Source organism: Streptomyces marinisediminis (genome assembly GCF_026262575.1).
Classification (GTDB): domain Bacteria; phylum Actinomycetota; class Actinomycetes; order Streptomycetales; family Streptomycetaceae; genus Streptomyces; species Streptomyces marinisediminis.
Window position 1 is genome coordinate 105,479 of record NZ_JAPKFL010000011.1, and the last position, 24,497, is coordinate 129,975.

A 24,497-nucleotide genomic window follows, 5' to 3' on the forward strand; every position below is an offset into this window, starting at 1 on the left:
CACGTCCCAGGACAACCGTACGGAGAGCGCATCATGACCATGAGTACGCGTCCCGCCGACGGCGGGAAGGTCTCCGCTCGCCCCAGAAACGGCGATCGGCAGCCACACCTCCTGCCCCGACAGGCCACGCTACGCACCGTTCCCCGCCTGCAGATCGGGTATCAACAGGACGTTGCGGCCGCCGTGGCCGCGGTGGCCAGACTGCGACGCGAGGCCGGACGCGATGTGTACGCCTCGCCCACAGGTTGGGGTCTCGATCACCTGGAAGCCTTGAGTCAACTTCGGGAAGAGGAACGCCAGCGGGAGGAAGAGCAGTACGAGGGACAGCCCACGCCGCAGTACTTCTCGTCGGCCTATCGCAGAAGGGACGAGCGAGGTGCGGAGAGCGAGGAGAGGGCGGTCCACCTCGCCGTAACCCTCTGGGCGCTGCATCAGCAGTCCGTGCGCGACGATCCGATGCATGTGTCCGGTTGGCCCCTCGGCCGTTCCGTGCGGCGGCTGGCCCACGGAAGAACCGGTGCGCGGGATCTCCTCGTGGCTGCCGACACCAAGAAGAAGGAGAAGGGCGACGGCAAGCGGGGAACCTCCGATCCGGTGGAGGAAGTCAGCACGACCGTCCGCAAGCGCTTCGTACGGATCGGCACGTCGACCGATGTCGAGATGCTGGGCCTCCGCCTGCGCGAGATGGTGCTACTGCTCCGCGCCTCGCGGATTCCCTTGGACTACGGGCTCCTCGCCGACCAGCTCCACCTGTGGCAGGACGAGAACCGCCGCGACGACATCCGGCGCGCGTGGGGACGCGAGTTCCACTTCGTCTACGGCAGTACCGACGCCAAGGGTGAGGACGGGAGCAGTGCTCCGCCCCCGTACGGGGACCTGCCGGACTTCACGAGCGACGACGCGGGTTACTAGCCGGACCGGCATCCCCGCGCAAAACGCAGTAACACCACCACCAAACAGAACGGAACCACGGTGACCCGAACGATCCTCGATATCCACATCCTCCAGACCGTTCCGCCCAGCAATCTCAACCGCGATGACACCGGCACTCCCAAGTCGGCCTATTTCGGTGGCGTCAGGCGGGCGCGGGTCTCCAGCCAGGCGTGGAAACGCGCTACGCGGAAGGCGTTCAACGAGCTCCTGCCGCCCGAGGAACTCGGCGTCCGGACGAAAAAGGTGGCCGAGGCACTGGCGGAGCGGATCATCGCCCAGGACGAGGCGCGGAAACCGGTAGCGATCGAACTCGCCGCGGAGATGCTGAAGACCGCAACCGGCTCCACCATTGATGTGCCCAAGCGTAAGGGGAAGAACGACGACGGCTCCACGGCACCGGAGTCCTCGTACCTGATGTTTCTGAGCAGGAGGCAACTGGACGCCCTCGCCGAGCTGGCCATCGCGGGCAGCGGACCCGACGGCGATGTGAAGGCGTTTAAGGAGCACCTCAAAAAAAGGGAGAACAAGGACAGGTCCCGGCAGGCGGTCGACACCCAGCACTCGGTGGACATCGCCCTCTTCGGACGGATGGTCGCGGACGCCGCCGACCTCAACGTGGAGGCGGCGACACAGGTTGCCCACGCCCTCAGCGTCCACAAGTCGGACATCGAATCCGACTACTACACTGCGGTCGACGATCGCAGCGGAGACGAAGAATCCGGCGCCGGAATGATCGGCACCGTCGACTTCAACTCCGCGACCCTCTACCGATACGCCGCCCTGGACGTCGACGAGTTGCAACGCAACCTCGGCGCCGGGCTCCGGGAGAGCGAGTCGCCGAGCACTCCGGTGGAGAAGGCGGTCACCGCTTTCCTCGAAGCTTTCATCACCTCCCTGCCGGCAGGGAAGATCAACACATTCGGCAATCACACCCTCCCTTCCGCGGTGATCGTGAAATTGCGTGACCGCCGGCCGGTCAGCTTCGTCGGAGCCTTCGAGAAGCCGGTGCAGAAGAGCCCGGAAGGTGGCTTCCTGCAGAAGAGCTGCCTACGCCTCGCAGAGCACGTGCCAGACCTGGAGAAGCAGTACGGGCTGGAGACAGAGGACCGCGGATGGGTCTTCCGGGTAGGCGAAGAGACGGAGTCTCTCGCCCAACTCGGCCACGAGGTAACCCTGGACAGGCTGCTGCGGGAAGTCGGGGACGCGGTGACGCGTCGACTGGGGTCCGACACATGACGGTGCTGCTACTGCGCCTGGCAGGTCCCCTGCAGTCCTGGGGCTCGGCTGCCCGCTTCGCCCGCCGCAGCACGGAGAATGCACCGACCAAGAGCGGTGTCCTCGGACTACTGGCCGCCGCTGAGGGCCGACCACGGGACGCGGACCTCTCGGACCTCGCGGCCCTGCGGTTCGGCGTACGGGTCGACCAACCCGGGCAGCGACTAAGGGACTTCCACACCGCACACCACTCCGACTCGGGAAAGTCGATGCCCCTGTCCGAACGGTTCTACCTCACCGACGCGATGTTCGTTGCCGGGGTCGAGGGGGACACGAGCCTGCTGCGCAACCTGTACCAGGCTCTGCTCGAACCACGCTTCCTGCCGTACCTCGGTCGCCGTTCCTGCCCGCCTTCCCGGCCCATCGACATGGGCCCCCCGCAGGAGGACATCTCCTTGGAGGACGCCCTGCGCGGCGCCGAGTGGGAGCCCTCCCCGTGGTACGTCGACCAGCTCGCACGGGCCGCAAGGCACGGCGGCCCGGCAGGCCCCGAATCGCTGGACCTTCTGCTCGACTGCCCCGCCGGCGAGACCCCGCACATGTCCTTGCGGGACACGCCCGTCAGTTTCAACACGCGCCACCGGCAGTACGGGCTGCGGGGGATCCGCGCCAAGCGAACCCCCGCTCCTCCGTCCCACGATCCGACCGCTGCCCTCCGTCCCGTCGATCCGCCCATCGGCGGCACGTCGGAGAGCCTCCCGAGGACCTCCTGATGTACCTGACCCAATTTCGCATCAACGCCGCACGCACCGGGGCGCGTCGACTCCTCGGTTCCCCGCACTTCATGCATGGGGCCGTGAACATGGCATTCCCCGATCTCCCGTCGCGAGAGGGCCAGGGACCACGCGTCCTGTGGCGGGTGGACCACCACGCCTCGGGACGGGCCGACCTGCTCATGGTCAGTCCAGCGCGCCCCGATCTGACTCATCTCGTCGAGCAGGCCGGCTGGCCCACTCTCGACGAGCCGGGATGGACGACCTTCGCCTACGGCGAGTTCCTGGACAGCCTCGCCGTGGGTGACGTCTGGGCTTTCCGGCTCACCGCCAATCCGGTGCACCACACCCGAAAGCCCGGTCAGTCCCGTGAGACCAGAACGAAACGAACCGCGCATCTGACCCCGCCCCACCAGGTGCGCTGGCTGCTCCAACGGCAGCAACGGGCCGGTTTCGAAGTGACGCGGAAGCCCGCCGATCAACAACTGACCGAGCACGGGGGCGAGCACGAGGTGATTGTGCACAACAAGTCCCCCCTCCAGTTCCGCAGGCAGGCTGGCGGGAGCCCTCAACCGGACGTCCGATTCGTCAGCGTCACGTTCGACGGCCGCCTGCGGGTCACCGACGCCGACGCCTTCCGCCGTACCCTTACCCACGGCATGGGAAAGGCCAAGGCTTACGGCTGCGGCCTGATGACCCTCGCCCCGGTGCGGTGATCAATGAGCACCGTCAGCCGCCGGAACACCTCGTCACCCCGCGACCTTGCCCGCATCGGAGACCGGCTCTCCTTCGTCTACCTGGAGCGGTGCACCGTGCACCGCGACGACAACGCGATCACCGCCACCGACACCGACGGCGTGACCCACATCCCGTCCGCCACCATCGGTACCCTGCTCCTCGGCCCAGGCACCCGGGTGACCCACCAGGCCATGTCCGTCCTCGGCGAGTGCGGAGCCGGCGTGGTCTGGGTGGGCGAGCAGGGCGTGCGCTTCTATGCGGGCGGACGAGCCCTGACCCGCTCCTCGGGCATGGTCGAAGCCCAGGCCAGCGCCTGGGCGAACCGCCGCACTCGACTGGATGTGGCCCGAGCCATGTACCGCCTGCGCTTCCCGGACGAAGACCCCGCCGGCCGGACGCGCCAAGAACTCCTGCAGATGGAGGGCCGCCGCCTCAAGGAGTGCTACCGCAGGGAATCAACTCGTACGGGCGTGCCGTGGCGTCGCCGCGAATACCACCGCGAGGACTTCTCCGCCGGTGACGCGCCGAACCAGGGAGTGACCGCAGCCGCCCAGTGCATGTACGGCATCGCCCACGCCGTCGTCACCGCCCTCGGCTGTTCACCGGGCCTGGGCTTCGTGCACTCCGGACACGAGCGTTCCTTCGTCTTGGACATCGCCGACCTCTACAAGACCGAAGTAGCCATCCCCGCCGCGTTCGACGCGGCAGCGGAGGGCACGGAGGACGTCGCAACACGCACGCGGAGAGCGCTGCGGGACCGCATCAACCAGACCGGACTCCTCGACCGTTGCGTACGGGACATCAAAAACCTGCTGAGCTACGACGGAACCCGCGACACATCAGACGCTGGGGACAACGTGACCCTGCTGACCGATGGCAACCGCCACATCGAGAGCGGACGCAACCACGACGAGGAACCCATCTGGTGACCATCATCGTCCTCGCCAACTGCCCATCGGGCCTACGGGGGTTCCTCACACGCTGGCTGCTGGAGATCTCTCCCGGCGTGTTCCTCGGCTCGCCTTCGGCCCGGGTGCGGGACGTCCTGTGGGCCGAGGTGAGGCAATACTCGGGGAAAGGGCGAGCGCTGCTGGCGTACCAGACCGACAACGAGCAGGGCTTCACGTTCGAGAGCCACGATCACGCTTGGCAGCCCCTCGACCACGAAGGACTGACCTTGATCCACCGCCCGAACGCCGACAGCTTCGGCGGACCAGCACGCACGTCGCAGAACCCACAGCGAGGCTGGAGCAAGGCAGCCAAACGACGCCGTTTCGGGAAGCGATAGTAGATGACGCCACGCTTCGCCGAGCAGTTGAACGACCAGATCAACAATTGTCCCCTATGCCCGAATCTCCACTAGTGAGTAAAAACAGGCGTCGGACACGGTAAAGCCGCTGGTCAGCTCCAGTGCTCCCCGCGCCTGCGGGGGTGGTCCCCAGGTCGCCGCCGAGTACGAGGGCATCCCGACGTGCTCCCCGCGCCTGCGGGGGTGGTCCCTCTCCCGGCTGTGCGGGGAGAAGGACGAGGAAGTGCTCCCCGCGCCTGCGGGGGTGGTCCCGGCGTGAGGGCCTCCACCGGAGCCTTACGCCGGTGCTCCCCGCGCCTGGGGTGGTCCCGTGCCCGCCAGCGGCTTGCCGTCGGCGTCGGTGTGCTCCCCGCGCCTGCGGGGGTGGTCCCTCACCGATCTTGTCGGGGTTGCAGGACCCGCAGTGCTCCCCGCGCGCCTGCGGGGGTGGTCCCCACACGCTCGCGACGGCCTGCGGGCCGTCTTCCTGCTCCCCGCGCCTGCGGGGGTGATCCTCCGTACAGCAGCCTCGTGTGAGCCACGATCCTCGGTGCCCCCGCGCCTGCGGGGTGGCCTACGGGCAAGCGTTCCAGGGAGCCCGTGCTGCCGTCCGATCAAGGCGACCGCCAGCGCACAGGTCTCGGCGTCGGCGCTCCCTCCTACGTCGAGTAGAACCGAAAGGGCACCGGCAGCCGTGGGAGCCCTCTGGGACTTTTCTGGGACTTCCAACCCCATCAACCGGCATGAGCGTGAAACAACCGAAAGACTATCTGCGCAGGTCAGTGAGCAAAGCCCCTTCATCGTGGCAGGTCACAACGCTGGCTGGTCTCTTCCGGGACATCTGATCAGCACGACTCAGTAGGTCCATGCTCAGCGTCGCCTGCCCTCGGCGCCCCATCGATACTCGCCACCTTGTCGGGATCTGACCTGCCCGACAAGGCACCTGACACACCTTCAGAGCGGGCGTCAAATGAGCGTCACGAGCGTCATTTCAGCGTCAAGGTATCGCCCGTAACGCCCACACCGCACATAATGCGCACACGCAAAACTGCAGGTCAGGAGCCCTTCGCGGCCGGTTCGAGGATGGCCACGCACTCCACATGATGCGTCATCGGGAAGAGGTCGAAGGCGCGGAGGAAGCGGGGGCGGTAGTCGGCGTCGGCGAAGTAGCGCAGGTCGCGGGCGAGGGCGGCCGGGTCGCAGGCGACGTAGGCGATGCGGCGGGGGGTGAGGTCGGCCAGGAGCTGGACGGTGGCGCGACCGGCGCCGGAGCGGGGCGGGTCGAGGACGACGATGTCGGCCTCGGTGATGCCGGTGCGGGGCAGGACGCGTTCGACGCGGCCCTGCTCGACGCGGACGCGGGGAAAGTCGGCGAGGTTGTGCCGGGCGTCCTCGACGGCGCGCTTGCCTGACTCGATGCCCAGGACGGCGCCGCGCTCTCCCACCCGGTCGGCCAGGGCGCCCGCGAACAGGCCGACGCCGCAGTAGAGGTCCAGGGCGGTCTCGCCCTTGCGCGGGGTGAGGCCGCGCATGACGGCGTCGACCAGGAGGTCCGCCGCCTGGGTGTGGACCTGCCAGAAGCCGCCGGCGCCCACGCGCCAGGTGCGGCCGTCGGCGCGCTCGCGGACGAAGGGGCGGCCGTGCACCCGGTGCACGGTGCGGTTCTCCCCGCCGCGGCCGTGCTGCTCCTCGGCGCGCAGCACGGAGACGGGGCGGTCGAGCTCGACCAGCGGGAGTCGGCCGCCCGGCACCGGGGTGACGATGACCTGCCGGTCGGTGGAGCCGGAGGCGGCGACGGCGTCGACGGAGGCCACGCCCGGCCAGGTGCGGCGCTCGACCCCGAGCTCGCTGACGCCCTCGGCGGCGATGAGGCAGTGGTCGACGGGCTCGACCTCGTGCGAGCGGTGGCGGCGGAAGCCGGGGCGCCCCTCGGCGTCGACGGCGTACTGGACGCGCGAGCGCCAGGCGGGGACCTCGCCCGGTGGGACCTTGTCGCCGGGTACCGGCTCCACGGTGCCGTCCCACTGCACGTCCTCGGGCGTCAGGCCGGCCAGCCGGGCGAGCTGCTCGGTGATGACGTCGGCCTTCAGCCGGCGCTGGGCGCCGGGCTTGGCGTGCTGCCAGTCGCAGCCGCCGCAGCGGCCGGGGCCCGAGAAGGGGCACGGCGCCTCGACGCGGTCCTTGGCGGCGTCCAGGACGCGGACGGCGTCGGCGCGCAGGAAGCGGGAGTCGGCGCGGCCCTCGGTGACGCGGGCGACGACGCGCTCGCCGGGCAGCGTGTGCCGCACGAACAGCACCTGCCCCGCACCGGTCCGCGCGACGCAGTGGCCGCCGTGGGCGACCGGCCCCACCTCGACCTCGAACTCGTGCCCGACGAGGGACGCTGACTGCTCGGGCTGCTCGGGCGCGGGGCTCGTCCCTGGGGATGCTGCGGTGGACATGAGAGAAGGCTCCAGGGAACGGGAAGGCGGGAGGGGCAGCGTTCCAGTCTAGTGCCGCGCGCGGACACGGGCGCACCTCGATGGCGACGACGCGGCCCCGGGCGGGTAGCGTTACGGTGTTTACCCAGGTGATCACAGCAGGGGAAGGTGTGGGGTAGCGGCCTCATGCACATTGTCATCATGGGGTGCGGCCGGGTCGGCGCCGCGCTCTCCAGAACCCTGGAGGACCAGGGCCACACCGTCGCCGTCATCGACCGCGACCCGACGGCGTTCCGGCGCCTGGGGTCCGGTTTCGGCGGGCGCCGGGTGACCGGCGTCGGCTTCGACCAGGACACGCTGCGCGAGGCCGGGATCGAGGAGGCGGGCGCGTTCGCCGCCGTCAGCAGCGGCGACAACTCCAACATCATCGCCGCCCGGGTGGCCCGCGAGATGTTCGACGTGCAGAACGTCGCGGCCCGCATCTACGATCCGCGCCGCGCCGAGGTCTACCAGCGCCTGGGCATCCCCACCGTCGCCACCGTGCGCTGGACGGCCGACCAGATGCTGCGGCGGCTGCTGCCCGCGGGCGCGGAGCCGCTGTGGCTTGACCCGACCGGTGGCGTCCAGCTCGCGGAGGTGCACGTCTCCCCCGCCTGGTTCGGTCAGCCCGCCGCCCGCCTGGAGGCGGAGTCCGGGGTGCGGATCGCCTTCATCACCCGGCTGGGCGAGGCCATGCTGCCCGACCAGCAGGCGGTCCTCCAAGAAGGCGACCTGGTGCACGTCCTGATGCGCAGCGACCAGGTCGGCGAGGTGGAGGCCGCCTTCGACCACGGGCCCGACGAGGCAGGGGAGCAACAGCGGTGAGAGTCGCGATTGCCGGAGCGGGCGCGGTCGGCCGGTCGATCGCCGGTGAGCTGCTGGAGAACGGGCACGAGGTGCTGCTCATCGACAAGGCGCCCAGCGCCATCGCCGTCGAGCGGGTGCCGCTGGCCGAGTGGCTGCTGGCCGACGCCTGCGAGATCTCCGCGCTGGACGAGGCGGCGCTCCAGCGCTGCAACGTGGTGATCGCCGCGACGGGGGACGACAAGGTCAACCTCGTCGTCTCGCTGCTCAGCAAGACGGAGTACGGGGTGCCGCGCGTGGTGGCCCGGGTGAACAACCCGAAGAACGAGTGGCTGTTCAACGAGGCGTGGGGCGTGGACGTCGCGGTCTCGACGCCGCGGCTGATGTCCGCGCTGGTCGAGGAGGCCGTCAGCGTCGGCGACCTGGTGCGGCTGCTGCGCTTCAGCCAGGGCGACGCCAACCTGGTGGAGCTGACGCTGCCCCCCGAGGCCGCGCTGGCGGGCACCCGCGTCGGCGACGTGTCGTGGCCGCTGGACACCGCGCTCGTCACCATCATCCGGGGCGCCCGGGTGCTCACGCCGAGCCCGGAGGACGCCCTGGAGGTCGGGGACGAGCTGCTGTTCGTCGCCGCTCCGGCCCGCGAGCGCGAGCTGGAGGACCTGCTGTCGGTACGCCGCGAAGCGGACGGCGGCGGCCTGTGAGGCCCGTCCCCGCCCGCCGGCCCCGCTCCGCCCGGCCCGACCGCGCCTGACGCCCGTCTCCCCGCCCGCCTTCACCGGCGGGGTCGACGCTCGCGCCTGCGCCCCGCACCCGGCCGCTGCGTGCAGGGCGCCGCCGCGGCGTCCACCAGGCACCACGGGACCGACCGGGCGGGTGGCGCCCCGCGCCCCTTGGCCGCGGCACAGCCCACACCCGCCTACCGGCCACCGCCCACGGCGGCCCCGCTGCCCGCGGCACGTCCCGCCCCAGCCCCCGCGCACCTCACGTCGGCGCCGGCCCACAACCGGCCAACCCGGCACCGACCACACCCGCGCCCACGCGCACGGCGCCCCCGAGACACGTCCGACGCCCGCCTCCGCCCAGGCGCCCGCACGGCGGCCGCCGGTGCTCGCGGCGCGCCCCGCGCGCGGGCCGCCGAACGCGTAGGCGCTGGTCTCAGCGCTCGCCGGGCGCCTCGGGGCCACTGGTCGGTGGGGCGGGCGCGGGCGCGGTGGGCTCGCGCTCCGCGCGGGCGCGGGCCTCGGCGTCGGCCTTCTCCTGCCGCTCCTTGGCCTCCATCTCCGCGAAGACGTCGATGGGCGGCGGCGCTTTGACCAGGAAGATCCAGGTCAGGTAGACGCAGAGCAGGAACGGAGGGATGCCGAGCGCGACGCGCAGCCAGCCGAGCTGGGTGGCGTCACCCCACAGGTAGATGGGGAACGTGATCGCCGACTTCGCCAGCAGCACCAGGCCCCACGCGTAGCTCGCCTTGGTGTAGGCCTTCTTGCGCCCCGGGTTCCGCGTCCGCCAGGAGAGGTTCTCCTTGAACAGCGGGCCCAGGATGATGCCCAGGAGCGGGACGCCGGCGAGGGACGTGCCCAGGTAGGCCACGGCCAGGCCGAGCGTGTAGAGCATGCCCGGCAGGTAGAAGTTCCGCGCCTCGCCGGACATCATCGCGAAGACGGCGCCGATGGCCACGCCGAACACACCGCTGAAGGCGTGCTTGACGGTGCCCCGGCCCAGCAGGCGCAGGACCGCCATCAGCGCGGAGAGCCCGAGTGCCGCGATCGCGGAGACGTGGATGTCCCGGTTGATGGTGTAGCTCAGCACGAAGACCAGGCCCGGGACGGTGGTCTCCACCATGCCCCGGGCGCCGCCGAACGCCTCCAGGAAGGCGGCCTTGGTGACCTCCTGGTCCGCGACGGGCGGCACGGCGGGCGCGGACGCCGACGCGGACGCCGACTCCACGGGGGACGCCGAGGGAGGTCCGCCCGGGGCCGGGGTCGGGGCCTGAGCCGAGGCCGGTGCCCCCGCCGAGGCCGGTGCCCCCGCCGGGGCGGGGCCCGCGGGCGGGGCCGACGGCCCCTCCGGCTCCGGGCCCCCCTGCTCGGTGGTCGGCTTGTCGAGTGAGGTCACTCGCTGCTCCTGTCCCACGGTCGTAGCTCGTACTTGGGGTTGAACAGCACCCGGCGGCCGCGGTTCATCGCGATCCGGCCCGAGGCGATCAGCGTACGGCCCGGTTCGATGCCCGCGATGGCGTGTCGGCCCAGCCAGACGACGTCCAGCGAGTCGGAGCCGTCGAACAGCTCGGCCTCCAGCGCGGGCACTCCGGCCCGGGGGCGGAGTGTAACGGTACGCAGCGTCCCGGTCACCTTGACGATCTGCCGGTCGGCGCAATCGCAGATCTTGGTGCAGCCGCTGAGTGAGGTGTCCCGGCGCGGTGCGGGGCGCTCCGGCGCGTCCGGCGTCTGGAACCGGCCGAAAAGGCGCCGTATCCGGCCGTTGGCCCGCTTGCCCACGGCCTCGGGGTTGCTGCTACCGCTCATACGTGCCAGCCTACGGCGCCCTTCGCGGCGGGCGGCAACCCCGGTGAGCAGGTTCACGTTTCCGTTGCCGGAAGGCGTCCGGGACGTGTTCCGGCGCTGCCCGGAGTTCACCGCTCGAAGCGGTACCCCATGCCCGGCTCGGTGTGGAAGTGGCGCGGGTGGGAGGGGTCGGCCTCCAGCTTGCGGCGCAGTTGGGCCATGTAGACGCGCAGGTAGTTCGTCTCGCGCCCGTAGGAGGGCCCCCACACTTCCCGCAGGAGCTGCTTCTGGCCCACCAGCCGCCCCGGGGTGCGCACCAGCACTTCCAGCAGGTGCCACTCCGTCGGGGTGAGCCGCACGTCGCCGCCGTCGCGGTGCACCTTCTTGCGCACGAGGTCGATGGTGAACGTGGCCGTCTCCACCACGCCTCCCCCGGCGTCGGCGTCCGGGGCCGGTTCGGCGCGGCGCACGGCGGCGCGGAGCCGGGCGAGCAGTTCGTCCATCCCGAAGGGCTTGGTGACGTAGTCGTCCGCGCCCGCGTCCAGCGCGCCGACCTTCTCGTCGGAGGTGTGGCGCGCGGACAGCACGAGGATGGGCACGCGGCCGGCGGCGCGGACGCGGCGGATCACCTCCACGCCGTCCATGTCGGGCAGGCCGAGGTCCAAGATGATCACGTGGGGCCGGCGCTCGGCGGCCAGGCGCAGCGCGGTGGCGCCGTCACGGGCCGTGTCGACCGCGTACCGGCGGGCCCGGAGGTTGATCTCCAGGGCGCGCACGAGCTGCGGTTCGTCCTCGACCACGAGGACCCGCTGCATGGGCTCTCCTCTCATCGCGCGCCCCGCTCCCCCGTGGCGGCGCGCAGCGTCAGGACCATGGTGAGGCCGCCGCCCGGCGTGTCCTCGGCCCACAGCGTGCCGCCCATGGCCTCGGCGAAGCCGCGGGCCACCGCGAGGCCGAGTCCGACGCCCACGCCGCGCGGGGCGTCGCCGTGGCGCTGGAACGGCTCGAAGATACGGTTCTTCTCGCTGTCGGGCACGCCCGGGCCCCGATCGGCGACGCGGACCTCCACGCGGTCGTGCAGGGCGCTGGCCGCGACGGTGACGGGGACGCCGGGCGGCCCGTACTTGACGGCGTTCTCGACCACGTTGGCCACCGTCCGCTCCAGCAGCCCCGGGTCGACGGCGACCGCGGGCAGGCCCTCGGGCAGCTCCAGCGCGACGCTGTGCGCGGGGACGCCGCCCAGCGCCCGGGGCACCACTTCGTCCAGGCCGGTGCCCCGGATGAGCGGGGTGAGCGTGCCGGTCTGCAACCGGGACATGTCCAGCAGGTTGCCCACCAGGTGGTCGAGCCGGTCGGCGCCGTGCTCGATGGCCGCCAGCAGGTCCGCCTCGTCGGCCTCGGACCACGCGACGTCGTCGGAGCGCAGCGAGGTGACGGCGGCCTTGATGGCGGCCAGCGGCGTGCGCAGGTCGTGGCTGACGGCGGCGAGCAGCGCGGTGCGGATGCGGTTGCCCTCGGCCAGCTCCCGCGCCCGCTCGGCCTCGCCCAGCAGCCGCTGCCGGTCCAGCGCGCCGACGGCCTGGGCCGCGAAGGCCGCCAGCAGTCTGCGGTCGGCGGCCGGAAGCATGCGCCCGGCCAGCACGAGCGTGCGGCGGTCGCCCACCGGTACGTCCACCTCGCCGTCCTCCGGCCGACGCGGCGCACGCCCGCCGGGCGCGGTGACGCCGGCCACCCGCGTCCAGGGGCCGTCCCGCTCCCGCTCCAGCAGGGCGACGGCGTTCATGGCGAACGTCTCGCGGACCCTGCTGAGCAGCGCCTCCGGGGAGTCCTCCCCGCGCAGCACACCCTCGGCCAGCACGGACAGCGTCTCGGACTCCGCGCGCAGCCGCACGGCCTGCTGGGTGCGGCGGGCGGCGAGGTCCACCACGGAGGCGACCGCCGTGGCGACGAAGAGGAAGATCACGATGGCGACGACGTTCTCCGCGTCGGTGACCGTCCAGGTGTGCGGCGGGTCGGAGAAGTAGTAGTTCAGCATGCCGGAGCACACGAACGCCGAGGCCAGCGCGGGCGGCAGGCCCCCGGCGAGCCCGGAGGCGACGGTGAGGGTGAGGAAGAACAGGACCGTGTTGGTGAAGCCGACGTCGGTCTCCACGGCCAGCAGCAGCCCGGTGAGCAGCCAGGGGGCGGCGAGTGCGACGGCCCACCCCGCGGCGGTGCGCGCCGTGCCGAGCCGGGCACCCCGGGCGGAGGGCAGCCCCCGGCCCCGGGCGACCTCGTCGTGGGTGACGATGTGGACGTCCAGGTCCGGCCCGGAGTCGCGGGCGACCGTGGTGCCCACTCCAGGCCCGAACACGTACTGCCACGGCTTGCGGCGGCTGGAGCCGAGCACGATCTGCGTGGCGTTGACGCCCCGGGCGAAGTCGAGCAGCGCCGCCGGGACGTCGTCCCCGAGCACGTGGTGGAAGGTGCCGCCCAGCGCCTCGACGAGCGCGCGCTGCTCGGCCAGCTCCGCGTGCGGCGCGGCGGACGGGCGGCTGCCCCGGCTGGCGATGTGCACGGCCAGGAGCTCGCCGCCCGAGCCCTTGGCCGCCATCCGGGCGGCCCGCCGGAGGAGGGTGCGGCCCTCGGGCCCGCCGGTGAGGCCGACGACGATGCGCTCCCTGGCCTGCCAGGTGGAGCGGATGCGGTGCTCGTCGCGGTACTGCTGGAGGTACTCGTCGACGCGGTCCGCCGTCCACAGCAGGGCGAGCTCGCGCAGGGCGGTGAGGTTGCCGGGGCGGAAGTAGTCGGCCAGCGCGGCGTCGACGCGGTCGGGCGGGTAGACGTTCCCGTGCGCCATGCGGCGGCGCAGTGCCTGCGGCGACATGTCCACGAGCTCAATCTGCGCCGCCCGGCGCACCACCGCGTCCGGCACCGTGTCCCGCTGCCGCACCCCCGTGATCGACTGCACCACGTCACCGAGTGACTCCAGGTGCTGGATGTTGACGGTGGAGATGACGTCGATCCCGGCGTCGAGCAGCTCCTCGACGTCCTGCCAGCGCTTGGCGTTGCGGGCGCCGGGGGCGTTGGTGTGCGCCAGCTCGTCCACGGCGGCCACGCGCGGCGCCCGCGCCAGCAGGGCGGGCACGTCGATCTCGCCGTCGGCGTCGCGGGGCACGACCTCCAGCCCTTCGAGCAGCTCCTCGGTGCGGGGACGGCCGTAGTGCTCGACGTAGCCGACGACGACGTCCGTCCCGCGTCCGCGCCTGCGCCGGGCCTCCGACAGCATGGCGTACGTCTTCCCCACGCCGGGGGCGGCGCCCAGGTAGATGCGCAGCGTGCCACGTGCCATGACGTTCACTTTCCCACGCGCCGCTGACCGCGCTCCCCCGGCCCGCGCCGCCCGGGGCCGCGGCCGGCGGCGAAGCGGGCGCGGTGCCCGGAGCGGGGCGTGCCGGCCACGGGCGCGAGGCCCTCCCGGGAGCTGGGAGGCGGGGTACCGCGGCGGGCGCGCGACCGACTCCTGCCGGTCGGCCGCCATCCCCCAGTCGGGGCCACGGGCCCGGGGGCGGAGAGCCCGGAGCGGGCGTGCCGACCGGGGCGGGGACTCAGCGCGCCGTACCGAGTGAGCCGACCGGCGCACCGGCCCCCGGCCGAGAGCTGGACGGCCCGCCTGCCGTGCGGCGGCAGCCGGCACCGGCCCCGGCGCAGGGCCACCCACGGCTTCCGGCCCTCCCCACGGTCCGGGGCCCCGGCGCCCCGCCCGGTCGGACGGGCCGCCCGGGCCCCGGCCGGGTCAGCGGACCTCCGTGGTCAGCGGACCTCCGTGGTCTCCGGGCCGCGCTGGAGCTTGTCGATGCCGCCGGCGAAGCGGGAGCCCTGGGAGGCGTCGTCCTGCTGGACGCCGTCGGGCACCATCTCCGCGTCCTGCGGGAGCTTCAGCACGATCGGGTCGCGCGGGGCCATCGGCGCGTCACCGCGCACGACCACCGTGTCGCGGAAGATCTGCTCCAGCACCCCGGCGGCCTGCGGCTGCACCGCGCCCTGGCCGGAGATGACGCCGCGCAGGAACCAGCGCGGGCCGTCGACGCCGACGAAGCGCACGACCTGCACCCCGTTCTTGCCCTCCGGCAGCCGCACCGGGACCTGGGCCCGCAGCTCCCAGCCGAGCGGGCCCTCGATCTCGTCGACGACGCCGCCCTGCTGGGTGATCCCGGAACCGATCTCCTCGCGGATCTCGTCCCAGATGCCCTCGCGCTTGGGGGCGGCGAACGCCTGGAGCTGGATGGCGCTGTCGCGCAGCACGACGGTCGCGGCGACGATCGCGTCCCCGGCGACCTCCACCCGCAGCTCCATGCCCTGCACACCGGGCACGAACAGGCCGCCGAGGTCGACCCGGCCCTCGGCGGGCTTGCTCAGCTCGGAGAGGTCCCAGGGGCCGTCGGGGCGGGGGGCGGGGGGCAGCTTGACGCGGGAGGCGGCCTCGTTCTCGGCGTTCTCCGCGTTCTCCGCGTTCTCCACGTTCTCCGCGCGGTCCGCGCCACCCTCCGCCGCGTCGTCGGCCGCGGCCTCGTCGGCGTCCGCCGGTGTGATGTCCGCCGAGAGCTTCGCTTCCTTCTCGGCACGCTTGCGACGTCCGAACACGTCACTGTCCCTTCAGGTCGGCGGCCTTCGTGCCGTCGACCGCAACGTTGGTGTTGAATCCGCCCGTGGAGCCGAAGCCTCCGGTGGACCGTGCCGACCCCGGCAGCTCCGCCACCTCGTGGAACCGCGCCTTCTCGACCTGCTGGACGACGAGTTGGGCGATGCGGTCGAAGCGGGCGAACCGCACGGTCGCGCGCGGGTCCAGGTTGACCACGATCACCTTGATCTCTCCACGGTACCCGGCATCCACGGTTCCCGGGGCGTTCACGAGGGCCACACCCAGCCGGGCGGCCAGGCCCGAACGCGGGTGGACGAATGCGGCGTATCCGTCGGGCAGCGCGATCGCCAGCCCGGTGGGCAGCACGGCCCGCTCGCCCGGGGCCAGGGCGCACTCCTCGGTGGTGACGAGGTCGCAGCCCGCGTCGCCGGGGTGGGCGTAGCCCGGCAGCGGCACCTGGGCGTCCAGCCGCCGGACGAGGACCTCCACGGGCCGTCGCGGTGCGCTCACGGGTTGACCTCGAAGGCGCGGGCCCGGCGCATCTGGTCCGGATCGTTCATCGCGGCCTGGATCTCCTCCTCGCGGCCGTTGCTCACGAAGTGCTCGACCTTGACCGCGATGAACAGGGCGTCGGCCCGGACCGCCACCGGGCCGTCGGGGCCACCGACGCGGCCGGTGGCGGTGCAGTAGATCTTGCGGCCGTGCACGGCGGTGACCCGGGCGTCCAGGTGCAGCACGGAGCCGACCGGGACGGGCTGGAGGAAGTCGGTCTCCAGGCGGCCGGTGACGGAGATCGTGTGCATGAGCCAGTTCAGGGAGCCGAGCGTCTCGTCGAGCGCGGTGGCCAGCACGCCGCCGTGGGCGAGGCCGGGGGCGCCCTGGTGCTCGGGCTTGACGGTGAACTCGGCCGTGACGTTAACGTCCTCGCCCGCCCGGGCGTCCAGGTGCAGGCCGTGCGGCTGCTCGGAGCCGCAGCCGAAGCACCGGTCGTAGTGGGAGCCGAGGGGCTCACCCGGCGCGGGGGCGTCAGGGTGGCGCTCGGGCGGGCGCGCGTCCGCCGGCGGCGTCAGCGAGGTTCTCTGAGATGTCACGTCAGCAGACCCTACCGCCGTCGCCGCCCGGGCCACACGGGTGCCGTACCCCCGGGGCCGGTGACGTGCCAAGCTGAGGGGCATGCAGCCGTACGACGAACGTCTGACAGCGCCCCGGTCCTGGTGGCTGACCATCCCGCTGCTGGCCGGGCTCACCCTGGGACTGGTGGTGCTGCCGCTGGGGCCGCTGCCGATGCTGGCCGCGCTGGTGGCCGGGGCCGCGGTGGCCGCGGCGGCGGTGAGCGCGTACGGCTCGGTGCGCGTGCGGGTGGTCGCGGACTCCCTCGTGGCGGGCAGCGCCCGCATCCCGCTGAGCGCGCTGGGCACGGCCACGGCGCTGGACGCGGAGGAGGCGCGGGCCTGGCGGACGCACAAGGCCGATCCGCGCGCGTTCATGGTCCTGCGCGCCTACGTGCCGACGGCGGTGCGGATCGAGGTCACCGACCCGCAGGACCCGACGCCGTACGTGTACCTCTCCACGCGTCGGCCTCAGCGACTGGTGTCGGCGCTGGGCGAGGGGGCGTCGGCGGCCCGCTGAGCGGCGGGCGGCAGCCGGTCCCACGGCACCTGCCGGCGGCGCAGGTCCGCGCGGACGTCGTCGGCGAGCTTGCGGGTCTCGCGGCGGTTCATCGCCGCGCCCACGACCGCGCCGATCATGAACGGGGCGAGGTTGGGCAGGTTGCGCAGGGTGCGCTTGAGCAGGCGCTGGCGCAGCTCCCGGCGCAGTTGCCCGCCCAGCGCCGCGTTGAGCGTCGCGGGAGCCAGCGGGTCGACGCCGCGCTGGTGGGCCCACGAGGTGAGGTAGGCCGCGGCGCGCTGCCGGGCGTTGCCCGGTGGGCGCAGCCCGTAGAGCTCGTGCAGCTCGGCGATCAACTTCAGCTCGACGGAGGCGACGCCGACGATCTCGGCGGTCAGCTCCGCGGGCATGGCGGGGGGCACCGGCAGCATCGCGGCGGCGCCGACCCCGGCGCCGACCGTGGCGGAACCTTTCATCGCGGTGGCCACCAGGGCGTCGGCGATCTCTTCCGGGCCCTTGCCGGGGAACTGCTCGCGCAGGGCGGCCAGGGAGCGCGCGGGGATGCGGGGCGCCGTCTGGATGAGCCGGTCCGCGACGCCGCCCGCGAACGCCCGGAGCCTGCCGCGCGCGGCCGCGTCACCCGGCGCGGCTTCGGCACGTCTGCGGCGGCCCAGGACGCGGTGGCGCGCGGCCTTCTCGGGCAGCGTGCCGCCCGGCCCGGCGCCGGGGGGCGTGGCGCTGGACGGGGCGCTCGGCGACGGGGCGCCGCCCGGTGCGGGCGAGGCCCCGTCGCCGGAACGGCCCCGCTCGGCATCACGTGCGTCTTCGCCGCTCACCAGCCGGTCCGCCGGTCAGGCCGCGCAGTCGCGGCAGATCGGCTGGCCGTTCTTCTCGGCCGCGAGCTGCGAGCGGTGGTGCACCAGGAAGCAGCTCATGCAGGTGAACTCGTCCTGCTGCTTGGGCATGACCCGCACGGCGAGTTCCTCGTTGGAGAGGTCGGCGCCGGGCAGCTCCATGCCCTCGTTCTGCTCGAACTCGTCGACGTCGACGTTCGAGGCCGACTTGTCGTTCCGCCGGGCCTTCAGTTCCTCGATGCTGTCCTCGTTGAGGTCGTCATCGGTCTTGCGTGGAGTGTCGTAGTCCGTAGCCATGTCTGTTCTCCCCCTCTGGGTTCAGTGACGTCTCAGCGCACGTAACGCGCGAGGGGCCGGTCTTGTGCCCGTCCCGAGGCGGAGATTTTGCCTCACATCAAGTCCTGTTATGGAAACGACACCCAATCGGCCCCCGGAAGGGGTGACCGGCTGGGGCGCCGCATGAGGGTACTGCGCCCCTCTTGACGCCCGGCGCGCGGGCTGCCTCGGGTCTTTCCCGCGTTCCGGACCTGCGGAAACCTGGTTTTTGCCAGGATTTCCGCCGGGTTGGCGACCACCGGGCGCACTCGGCCGGAAATCGCCCTGTGTCTTCCGTCACAGACGCCGTCGACCAGGGGCGAACGCCGACCAACGGCGCATTTTGCGCTCCTAGCGAACATGCCGCGAGGCGGTCCGCCGGGCGCCCTCACACCGGGAAGGCCACCCGCATAAGCAGGCCGCCCTCCGCCCGCGGCGTGGCCGTGACCGACCCGCCGTGCGCCCGGGCGACCGAGCGGACGATGGAGAGTCCGAGGCCCACCCCCTTGTCGCTGCCGGTGCGCTCCGTGCGCAGCCGCCGGAACGGCTCGAAGAGGTTGTCCACCTCGTACGCCGGCACCTGGGGGCCGGTGTTCTCCACCGTCAGTACCGCCTGCCCGTGCTCGACGTCGGTACTCACCACCACCCAGCCGTCCTCGGGCGCGTTGTAGCGCACGGCGTTCTGCACCAGGTTCAGCGCGACGCGCTCCAGGAGCACGCCGTTGCCCTGCAGCGAGGCGGGCCGGCGGGTGCCGCGCAGCTCGACGCCGTTCTTTGCCGCCTCGTCCCGCGCCTGCTCCACCGCCCGAGCGGCGACCTCGGCCAGGTCCACCGGCTTGCGGTCGACGATCTCGTTCTCGCTGCGGGCCAGCAGCAGCAGGCCCTCCACGAGCTGCTCGCTGCGCTCGTTGGTGGCCAGCAGCGTCTTGCCGAGCTGCTGCACCTCCGGTGACGCGTCGGGGTCGGCGAGCTGGACCTCCAGCAGCGTGCGGTTGATCGCCAGCGGGGTGCGCAGCTCGTGCGAGGCGTTGGCCACGAACCGCTGCTGCGCGGTGAACGCCCGGTCGAGCCGGTCGAGCATGTCGTCGAAGGTGTCGGCCAGCTCGCGCAGCTCGTCGTCCGGCCCCTCCAGCTCGATCCGCCGGTGCAGGTCGGAGCCGGCCACCTGGCGCGCGGTGCGGGTGATCCGGCCCAGCGGGGCCAGCACCCGGCCGGCCATGACGTAGCCGAAGGCGAACGCCACGACGGCCAGGCCGAGCAGCGCGAGCAGGGAGTTCTTCAGCAGCGCGTCCAACGCGAGCTGGCGTTGCAGCGCCAGGCACTGGCGCACCACCTCGTTGACATCGGCGCCGTAGGGGAAGTCGCACACGTCCGAGGTGAGCTGCACCTGCCCCTCGACGACCCGCACGGGCAGCGCGGCGCCGTCCTCCAGGGCCTGCGCGGCCAGCAGGTAGATGATCGTCAGCAGCACCATGCCCGCGATGAGGAACATTCCGCCGTAGAGCAGGGTGAGCCGTATGCGGATGGTCGGCCGCAGCCCGGGGAACGGGCTCGATGGCACGGGCGGGTCCCAGGTGGGCCGCGGCGGCGCGGAGGGCGGTCCGGCCGGGCGGGCGTACGGCGGACGCTGCGGGGCGGGCGGGGGCGGGGAGGTCATGGTGGGGCGCTCCAGCGGGACGGCGGCCGGGTGCTCAGAGGCGGTATCCGGCGCCGGGCACGGTGAGGATGACGGGCGGCTCGCCCAGTTTGCGGCGCAGCGTCATCACGGTGACGCGCACGACGTTGGTGAACGGGTCGGTGTTCTCGTCCCAGGCCTTCTCCAGTAGCTGCTCGGCGGAGACCACCGCGCCCTCCGCGCGCAGCAGCACCTCCAGCACGGCGAACTCCTTGGGCGCGAGCTGCACCTCGCGCCCGTCGCGGAACACCTCGCGGCGGCCGGGGTCCAGCTTGATGCCGGCGCGCTCCAGCACGGGCGGCAGCGCGACGGTGGTGCGCCGCCCCAGGGCGCGCACCCGGGCGGTCAGCTCGCTGAAGGCGAACGGCTTGGGCAGGTAGTCGTCGGCGCCCAGCTCCAGGCCCGCCACCCGGTCGCTGACGTCGCCGGAGGCGGTCAGCATGAGGACCCGGGTGGGCAGGCCCAGCTCCACCAGCCTGCGGCACACGTCGTCGCCGTGGACGAGGGGGAGGTCGCGGTCGAGCACGACGACGTCGTAGTCGTTGAGGTCGATGCGGTCCATGGCGGCGGCTCCGTCGTAGACGACGTCGACGGCCATGGCCTCGCGGCGCAGCCCGGTGGCCACGGCGTCGGCCAGGAGCTGCTCGTCCTCGACGACGAGTACGCGCACGGCACGGTCCTTCCTGTGGGAGCGGAGGGTCGATCGGCGGCCCGGGACGCGGCCACCCGCCCCCATCCTGCTACGAACGCCGATAAACCGTCCGTAAGGGGCGGGGGCCGATGGGAGAACGGAGGGAATTTTCCGGTGCCCGAGGTTTCCCCGGGGAGCGGCTGGGGGAGGAAGGATGCACACCCTCGATCACGCCCAGTAGGTGGCATGCCACCCGCGGCCCGTACCGGCACGTCCGGACGGTTCCCGGCACCGCCTGCCGCCAGGGACCACGCCGTGATCACCCCACCCCCGGCACACCCCCGTGCCGCCGACCCACGACGAGGGGGCGCCACCATGGACGCGTTCACCGCAGGGCTGCTGCAGCGCATAAAGAGCACGGAGCACGACCTGAACCGCGCTCGCGAGGCCGGTGACGACTTCCTGGCAGACGTCGAGCAGGCGGAGCTCGAGGACCTGCACCGTCTCGCCCAGGAGCACGGCGTCGAGGTCTCGGCCGTGCTCTGACTCCACAAGCCGACCCCTGGCCCGTGTGGCCCCCGTCCGCCGCGGACGGGGGCCACACGGCGTCCGGCGACGGGCGACCGGCGACCGGCGGGCGCCCGCAGGCCGCGGCGGTGGTGCGCCGCTCACGCCCCCAGCGACACGAGCGTCTCGCGCAGCACCGGGAACAGGCCGGGGGACGCCGCCAGGCTCAGCTCCTCGTCGGGGTGGCTGCCCGGCGTGCGGCCGCCGGTCACCGCGCCGGCCTCGCGGGCGATCAGCGCGCCCGCCGCGCGGTCCCAGGGGTTGGTGCCGCGCTCGTAGTAGCCGTCGGCCCGGCCGCAGGCCACGTCGCACAGGTCGAGCGCGGCGGAGCCGGAGCGCCGGATGTCGCGCACCCGGGGCAGCAGCGCGCGCACCAGGGCGGCCTGCTCGGCGCGCACGTCCGCCACGTAGTTGAAGCCGGTGGCGATCAGCGCCTGGTCCAGCGGCGGGCTCGGGCGGCAGCGCACCGGCCGGCCGTCCAGCCGGGCCCCCTGGCCGAGCGCCGCGTGGTGGACCTCGCCGCGCGCCGGGGCCGCGACGACGCCGACGACGGCCACCCCGTGCAGCTCGGCGGCGACCGAGACGGCCCAGTCCGCTCGCTGGTAGAGGTAGTTGACGGTGCCGTCGATGGGGTCGACGACCCAGCGCACGCCACTGGTGCCCGCCGTGCTGCCGCCCTCCTCGCCCAGCAGGCCGTCCTCGGGCCGCCGGTCGGCCAGGAAGCCGCTGATGAGCGTCTCCGCCGCGACGTCCATCTCGGTGACGACGTCGACGGGGCTGGTCTTGGTGGCGGCCACGCCCAGGTCGGCGGGGCGGCCCTCGACCAGCAGGGCGCCGGCGCGGCGGGCCGCCTCCAGCGCCACGTCCAGCAGCTCGTCGCGCAGCGCGTCGGTCAGGCCGTGCGGCTCGGTCATCCTCGGCGGTCCTCTCAGCGGTAGGAGCTGTCGGCGCCCGCCGCGGCGGGCCGGGGGGCGCGGGCGGGGCAGCAGCCGACCGGGCACACGTCGTGCGAGGCTCCGAGCGCGCCCAGGGCGCACCGCTCGGGCTCCGCGCCCCGCTCGGTGGCCGCTCGCTCGAGCACCAGCTCGCGCAACCCGGCGACGAAGCGCGGATCGGCGCCCACGGTCGCGGACCGCACGACGGGCAGGCCCAGCTCCGCGGCCTTGGCCAGCGCCTCGGTGTCCAGGTCGTAGAGCACTTCCATGTGGTCGGAGACGAAGCCGATCGGCACCAGCACGGCCGCGCGGGCTCCGGAGCCGTGCAGGGCCTCCAGGTGGTCGCAGACGTCCGGCTCCAGCCACGGGATGTGCGGGGCACCGCTGCGCGACTGGTAGACCAGCTCCCAGGGCCGGTCCGCCCCCGTGCGCTCCCGCACCGCCTGTGCGATCACCCGGGCCGCGTCCAGGTGCTGGGCGACGTAGGCGCCGCCGTCCCCGTGCGCGGCCGTGGGGCCGGAGGTGTCGGCGGCGGCCGTGGGGATGGAGTGGGTGGTGAAGACCAGGTGCGCCGTCTCCCGCGCGTCCTCGGGCAGCGCGTGCAGCGCGTCGAGCACCCCCTCGGTCATCGGCGTGAGGAACCCGGGGTGGTTGAAGTAGTGCCGCAGCTTGTCCACCCGGGGCGGTTCCAGGCCCTCCGCGACGAGCGTGGCCAGCGACTCGGCCAGGTTCTCCCGGTACTGGCGGCAGCCCGAGTAGGAGGCGTAGGCGCTGGTGGCCAGGACCAGCACGCGGCGGCGGCCGTCGCGGACCAGCTCGCGCAGCGTGTCCGTCAGGTACGGCGCCCAGTTGCGGTTGCCCCAGTAGACCGGCAGGTCCACCCCCTGCTCGGCGAAGTCCGCGCGCAGCGCGGCCAGCAGCTCGCGGTTCTGGGCGTTGATCGGGGAGACGCCGCCGAAGAGGAAGTAGTGCTGCCCGACTTCCTCCAGGCGCTCCCGGGGGATGCCGCGCCCCCGGGTGACGTTCTCCAGGAAGGGCACGACGTCCTCGGGTCCTTCCGGGCCGCCGAAGGACAGGAGCAGCAGGGCGTCGTAGGGATCGGGTCGCACGTCAGGCATGGGACCGATCCTGCCATCCCGGGCGGGGCGGACGGGCCACGGCCCGCCCCGTAAGCTGTGCACGTCCGTAGATGCCTTACCTCCCGTCTGCAGGGTGAGCCGCCCCGTGCCCCAGGTCTACCGCGCCCTCTTCGCCGCGCCCGGAACCCTCGGCTTCTCCGCCGCCGGCCTGCTCGGCCGCCTGCCGATCGGCATGCTCGCCATCGGCATCGTCACGATGGTCTCCGAGCTGACCGGCGCCTACGGCCTGGCGGGTGCGCTCGCGGCGACCGTCGCGCTCTCCTCCGCCGCCCTGGGCCCGCAGGTCTCCCGGCTGGTGGACCGGTACGGGCAGCGGCGGGTGCTGCGCCCGGCGGCGCTGGTGACGGTCGCCTCGGTCGGCGGCGTGACGGCGAGCACCGTCCTGGGCGCGCCGACGTGGACGCTGTTCGCCTGCGCGGCCGGCGCCGGGTGCGTACCGAGCCTCGGGGCCATGATCCGCTCGCGGTGGGTGGCGCTCTACCGGGAGCGCCCGCGCGAGCTGCACGCCGCGTACGCGTGGGAGTCGATCATGGACGAGGTGTGCTTCATCCTCGGGCCCGTCCTGTCGATCGGCCTGTCCACGGCCTGGTTCCCGCAGGCCGGCCCGCTGGCCGCCGCCTGCTTCCTGCTCGTCGGCGTCTTCTGGCTGACCGCCCAGCGGGCCACCGAGCCGCCGGTGCATCCGGCCGGGCAGCACCGCGGGGGCACGGCCCTGGCCGCGCGCGGCATGAAGGTGCTGGTGACCACCGCGCTGGCGCTGGGCGCGATCTTCGGTTCGATCGACGTGGTGACGGTCGCGTTCGCCGAGGAGGAGGGCCGCAAGGCGGCGGCGAGCCTGCTGCTGGCGGGCTACGCGCTCGGCTCGGGGGTGGCGGGCGTCGTCTTCGGCATGGTCCACCTGGGCGGGGCGGTGCACCGGCGCTGGCTGCTGGGCGTGTGCCTGGTGGCGGCCGGGATGGTGCCCCTGCAGTTCGCGCCGGGCCTGCCGGTCCTGGCGGTCGCGCTCTTCCTCGCCGGGCTGAGCATCGCGCCGACGATGATCACCACCGTCACCCTGGTGCAGCGGCTGGTGCCGAGCTCCCGGCTGACCGAGGGCATGACCTGGACGAGCACCGGCATGACGGTCGGCATGGCACTCGGCGCGGCCGTCGGCGGGCGGGCGGTGGACGCGCTCGGTGCCGAGCAGGCGTACGCCGTCCCCGCGGTGGCGGGCACCGGGGCCGTGCTCGTCGCCGCACTGAGCTTCCGCCGCCTCGCCCCGCCGCCGGTGTCGCCGCCGGACCGGGTCGGCCCCGCCGCGGACGCGCCGGGCGAGCGGGCCGCGGCCGCTCAGGGGCCGCCGGCGCCCGGGACGGCTTCCGCACCGGGGTCCGGGCCCCTGCCCGACGCCCCGGGGCGGGGTGCCGGGCCGGGCTGACCCGGCCGGCGCGCACCGGGT

25 protein-coding genes are annotated in these 24,497 nt (G+C 73.2%); 11 read left to right on the forward strand and 14 right to left on the reverse strand.

The window, feature by feature from the left end:
• Positions 1–33: 33 nt before the first annotated feature.
• The 6 genes from casB to cas2e are packed head-to-tail and all read left to right on the forward strand — an operon-like array spanning position 34 to position 4,947.
• On the forward strand, positions 34–912 hold the full coding sequence (gene casB, locus OSB71_RS11395) for a type I-E CRISPR-associated protein Cse2/CasB (protein WP_265947151.1): 879 nt from the start codon (positions 34–36) through the stop codon (positions 910–912).
• Positions 913–972: 60 nt separating this feature from the next.
• Positions 973–2,169: a type I-E CRISPR-associated protein Cas7/Cse4/CasC gene (cas7e, locus tag OSB71_RS11400; RefSeq protein ID WP_265947153.1), complete on the forward strand. Its 1,197-nt coding sequence runs from the start codon at positions 973–975 to the stop codon at positions 2,167–2,169.
• Positions 2,166–2,921 (forward strand): type I-E CRISPR-associated protein Cas5/CasD, encoded by a 756-nt coding sequence (gene cas5e, locus OSB71_RS11405; RefSeq protein WP_265947155.1) that lies wholly within the window; start codon positions 2,166–2,168, stop codon positions 2,919–2,921. The genes cas7e and cas5e overlap by 4 nt, the downstream gene beginning before the upstream one ends.
• Positions 2,921–3,637, forward strand: coding sequence for a type I-E CRISPR-associated protein Cas6/Cse3/CasE (gene cas6e, locus OSB71_RS11410; protein ID WP_265947157.1), 717 nt, complete (start codon positions 2,921–2,923; stop codon positions 3,635–3,637). The genes cas5e and cas6e overlap by 1 nt, the downstream gene beginning before the upstream one ends.
• A 3-nt stretch (positions 3,638–3,640) precedes the next feature.
• Positions 3,641–4,588 (forward strand): type I-E CRISPR-associated endonuclease Cas1e, encoded by a 948-nt coding sequence (gene cas1e / locus OSB71_RS11415; protein WP_265947159.1) that lies wholly within the window; start codon positions 3,641–3,643, stop codon positions 4,586–4,588.
• The gene (gene cas2e / locus OSB71_RS11420; RefSeq protein WP_265947162.1) at positions 4,585–4,947 is read left to right on the forward strand and encodes a type I-E CRISPR-associated endoribonuclease Cas2e; all 363 of its coding nucleotides are present in this window, start codon (positions 4,585–4,587) and stop codon (positions 4,945–4,947) included. Before cas1e ends, cas2e begins: the two co-directional genes overlap by 4 nt.
• Before the next feature lie 1,055 nt (positions 4,948–6,002).
• On the opposite strand, the gene OSB71_RS11425 is transcribed toward cas2e, so the two are convergent.
• Positions 6,003–7,388, reverse strand: coding sequence for a class I SAM-dependent RNA methyltransferase (locus OSB71_RS11425; RefSeq protein ID WP_265947164.1), 1,386 nt, complete (start codon positions 7,386–7,388; stop codon positions 6,003–6,005).
• A 165-nt stretch (positions 7,389–7,553) separates the two neighbouring features.
• Between OSB71_RS11425 and OSB71_RS11430 the strand changes: the two genes are divergently transcribed.
• A complete protein-coding gene (locus OSB71_RS11430; RefSeq protein WP_265947166.1) occupies positions 7,554–8,231 on the forward strand; it encodes a potassium channel family protein in 678 nt (225 codons plus the stop codon).
• A complete protein-coding gene (locus OSB71_RS11435; RefSeq protein WP_265947168.1) occupies positions 8,228–8,911 on the forward strand; it encodes a potassium channel family protein in 684 nt (227 codons plus the stop codon). The genes OSB71_RS11430 and OSB71_RS11435 overlap by 4 nt, the downstream gene beginning before the upstream one ends.
• Before the next feature lie 454 nt (positions 8,912–9,365).
• Here the strand turns inward: OSB71_RS11435 and OSB71_RS11440 are convergent, their stop codons facing one another.
• The 7 genes from OSB71_RS11440 to OSB71_RS11470 form a co-directional block, all read right to left on the reverse strand.
• Positions 9,366–10,157 (reverse strand): DUF3159 domain-containing protein, encoded by a 792-nt coding sequence (locus tag OSB71_RS11440; RefSeq protein ID WP_265947170.1) that lies wholly within the window; start codon positions 10,155–10,157, stop codon positions 9,366–9,368.
• Between the two features lie 164 nt (positions 10,158–10,321).
• A complete protein-coding gene (locus OSB71_RS11445) occupies positions 10,322–10,735 on the reverse strand; it encodes an OB-fold nucleic acid binding domain-containing protein (protein ID WP_265947172.1) in 414 nt (137 codons plus the stop codon).
• A 107-nt stretch (positions 10,736–10,842) separates the two neighbouring features.
• Entirely contained in the window at positions 10,843–11,529 is a 687-nt protein-coding gene (locus OSB71_RS11450) for a response regulator (RefSeq protein ID WP_265947174.1), read from the reverse strand.
• A gap of 11 nt (positions 11,530–11,540) precedes the next feature.
• Positions 11,541–14,045: an ATP-binding protein gene (locus OSB71_RS11455; RefSeq protein WP_265947176.1), complete on the reverse strand. Its 2,505-nt coding sequence runs from the start codon at positions 14,043–14,045 to the stop codon at positions 11,541–11,543.
• Between the two features lie 461 nt (positions 14,046–14,506).
• Complete coding sequence (locus OSB71_RS11460) at positions 14,507–15,337, reverse strand: DUF3710 domain-containing protein (RefSeq protein ID WP_265947178.1); 831 nt, start codon at positions 15,335–15,337, stop codon at positions 14,507–14,509.
• Position 15,338: 1 nt separating this feature from the next.
• Positions 15,339–15,845, reverse strand: a complete 507-nt coding sequence (gene dut, locus OSB71_RS11465) for a dUTP diphosphatase (RefSeq protein ID WP_265947180.1) — start codon at positions 15,843–15,845, stop codon at positions 15,339–15,341.
• Positions 15,842–16,426 (reverse strand): PaaI family thioesterase, encoded by a 585-nt coding sequence (locus OSB71_RS11470; protein WP_265947182.1) that lies wholly within the window; start codon positions 16,424–16,426, stop codon positions 15,842–15,844. The genes dut and OSB71_RS11470 overlap by 4 nt, the downstream gene beginning before the upstream one ends.
• An 82-nt stretch (positions 16,427–16,508) precedes the next feature.
• On the opposite strand from OSB71_RS11470, the gene OSB71_RS11475 reads away from it, so the two are divergent.
• Positions 16,509–16,964 carry a DUF3093 domain-containing protein gene (locus OSB71_RS11475; RefSeq protein ID WP_265947184.1) on the forward strand — a complete coding sequence of 152 codons (456 nt, stop codon included), beginning with the start codon at positions 16,509–16,511 and terminating at the stop codon, positions 16,962–16,964.
• Here OSB71_RS11475 and OSB71_RS11480 read toward each other — a convergent pair.
• The 4 genes from OSB71_RS11480 to OSB71_RS11495 all read right to left on the reverse strand — a co-directional run bounded on the left by OSB71_RS11480 (position 16,916) and on the right by OSB71_RS11495 (position 20,457).
• Entirely contained in the window at positions 16,916–17,779 is an 864-nt protein-coding gene (locus OSB71_RS11480; RefSeq protein ID WP_265947186.1) for a hypothetical protein, read from the reverse strand. The two genes, OSB71_RS11475 and OSB71_RS11480, sit on opposite strands and share 49 nt — an antisense overlap.
• Positions 17,780–17,794: 15 nt before the next feature.
• A complete protein-coding gene (locus OSB71_RS11485) occupies positions 17,795–18,094 on the reverse strand; it encodes a DUF4193 domain-containing protein (RefSeq protein ID WP_219045635.1) in 300 nt (99 codons plus the stop codon).
• A gap of 406 nt (positions 18,095–18,500) precedes the next feature.
• Positions 18,501–19,769: a sensor histidine kinase gene (locus OSB71_RS11490; protein ID WP_265947188.1), complete on the reverse strand. Its 1,269-nt coding sequence runs from the start codon at positions 19,767–19,769 to the stop codon at positions 18,501–18,503.
• A 34-nt stretch (positions 19,770–19,803) separates the two neighbouring features.
• Positions 19,804–20,457 (reverse strand): response regulator transcription factor, encoded by a 654-nt coding sequence (locus OSB71_RS11495; RefSeq protein ID WP_265947190.1) that lies wholly within the window; start codon positions 20,455–20,457, stop codon positions 19,804–19,806.
• Positions 20,458–20,733: 276 nt separating this feature from the next.
• Here OSB71_RS11495 and OSB71_RS11500 point away from each other — a divergent pair, with 276 nt between their 5' ends.
• Positions 20,734–20,964, forward strand: a complete 231-nt coding sequence (locus tag OSB71_RS11500) for a hypothetical protein (protein ID WP_265947272.1) — start codon at positions 20,734–20,736, stop codon at positions 20,962–20,964.
• Between the two features lie 122 nt (positions 20,965–21,086).
• Here the strand turns inward: OSB71_RS11500 and OSB71_RS11505 are convergent, their stop codons facing one another.
• Complete coding sequence (locus tag OSB71_RS11505; RefSeq protein WP_416237243.1) at positions 21,087–21,881, reverse strand: inositol monophosphatase family protein; 795 nt, start codon at positions 21,879–21,881, stop codon at positions 21,087–21,089.
• A gap of 32 nt (positions 21,882–21,913) precedes the next feature.
• Positions 21,914–23,038: a ferrochelatase gene (locus tag OSB71_RS11510; RefSeq protein WP_265947194.1), complete on the reverse strand. Its 1,125-nt coding sequence runs from the start codon at positions 23,036–23,038 to the stop codon at positions 21,914–21,916.
• 106 nt (positions 23,039–23,144) lie between these two features.
• On the opposite strand from OSB71_RS11510, the gene OSB71_RS11515 reads away from it, so the two are divergent.
• Positions 23,145–24,476 carry an MFS transporter gene (locus OSB71_RS11515; protein WP_265947266.1) on the forward strand — a complete coding sequence of 444 codons (1,332 nt, stop codon included), beginning with the start codon at positions 23,145–23,147 and terminating at the stop codon, positions 24,474–24,476.
• Positions 24,477–24,497: the final 21 nt, after the last annotated feature.

What these genes read in the sequence shown, in the direction of transcription:
- OSB71_RS11445 (WP_265947172.1), bottom strand. Translation starts at nt 10,735, where the DNA reads ATGAGCGGTAGCAGCAACCCCGAGGCCGTGGGCAAGCGGGCCAACGGC.
- OSB71_RS11450 (WP_265947174.1), bottom strand. Translation starts at nt 11,529, where the DNA reads ATGCAGCGGGTCCTCGTGGTCGAGGACGAACCGCAGCTCGTGCGCGCC.
- OSB71_RS11510 (WP_265947194.1), bottom strand. Translation starts at nt 23,038, where the DNA reads ATGCCTGACGTGCGACCCGATCCCTACGACGCCCTGCTGCTCCTGTCC.
- OSB71_RS11485 (WP_219045635.1), bottom strand. Translation starts at nt 18,094, where the DNA reads ATGGCTACGGACTACGACACTCCACGCAAGACCGATGACGACCTCAAC.
- OSB71_RS11425 (WP_265947164.1), bottom strand. Translation starts at nt 7,388, where the DNA reads ATGTCCACCGCAGCATCCCCAGGGACGAGCCCCGCGCCCGAGCAGCCC.
- casB (WP_265947151.1), top strand. Translation starts at nt 34, where the DNA reads ATGACCATGAGTACGCGTCCCGCCGACGGCGGGAAGGTCTCCGCTCGC.
- OSB71_RS11430 (WP_265947166.1), top strand. Translation starts at nt 7,554, where the DNA reads ATGCACATTGTCATCATGGGGTGCGGCCGGGTCGGCGCCGCGCTCTCC.
- cas1e (WP_265947159.1), top strand. Translation starts at nt 3,641, where the DNA reads ATGAGCACCGTCAGCCGCCGGAACACCTCGTCACCCCGCGACCTTGCC.
- cas5e (WP_265947155.1), top strand. Translation starts at nt 2,166, where the DNA reads ATGACGGTGCTGCTACTGCGCCTGGCAGGTCCCCTGCAGTCCTGGGGC.
- cas6e (WP_265947157.1), top strand. Translation starts at nt 2,921, where the DNA reads ATGTACCTGACCCAATTTCGCATCAACGCCGCACGCACCGGGGCGCGT.
- OSB71_RS11455 (WP_265947176.1), bottom strand. Translation starts at nt 14,045, where the DNA reads ATGGCACGTGGCACGCTGCGCATCTACCTGGGCGCCGCCCCCGGCGTG.
- OSB71_RS11475 (WP_265947184.1), top strand. Translation starts at nt 16,509, where the DNA reads ATGCAGCCGTACGACGAACGTCTGACAGCGCCCCGGTCCTGGTGGCTG.
- OSB71_RS11490 (WP_265947188.1), bottom strand. Translation starts at nt 19,769, where the DNA reads ATGACCTCCCCGCCCCCGCCCGCCCCGCAGCGTCCGCCGTACGCCCGC.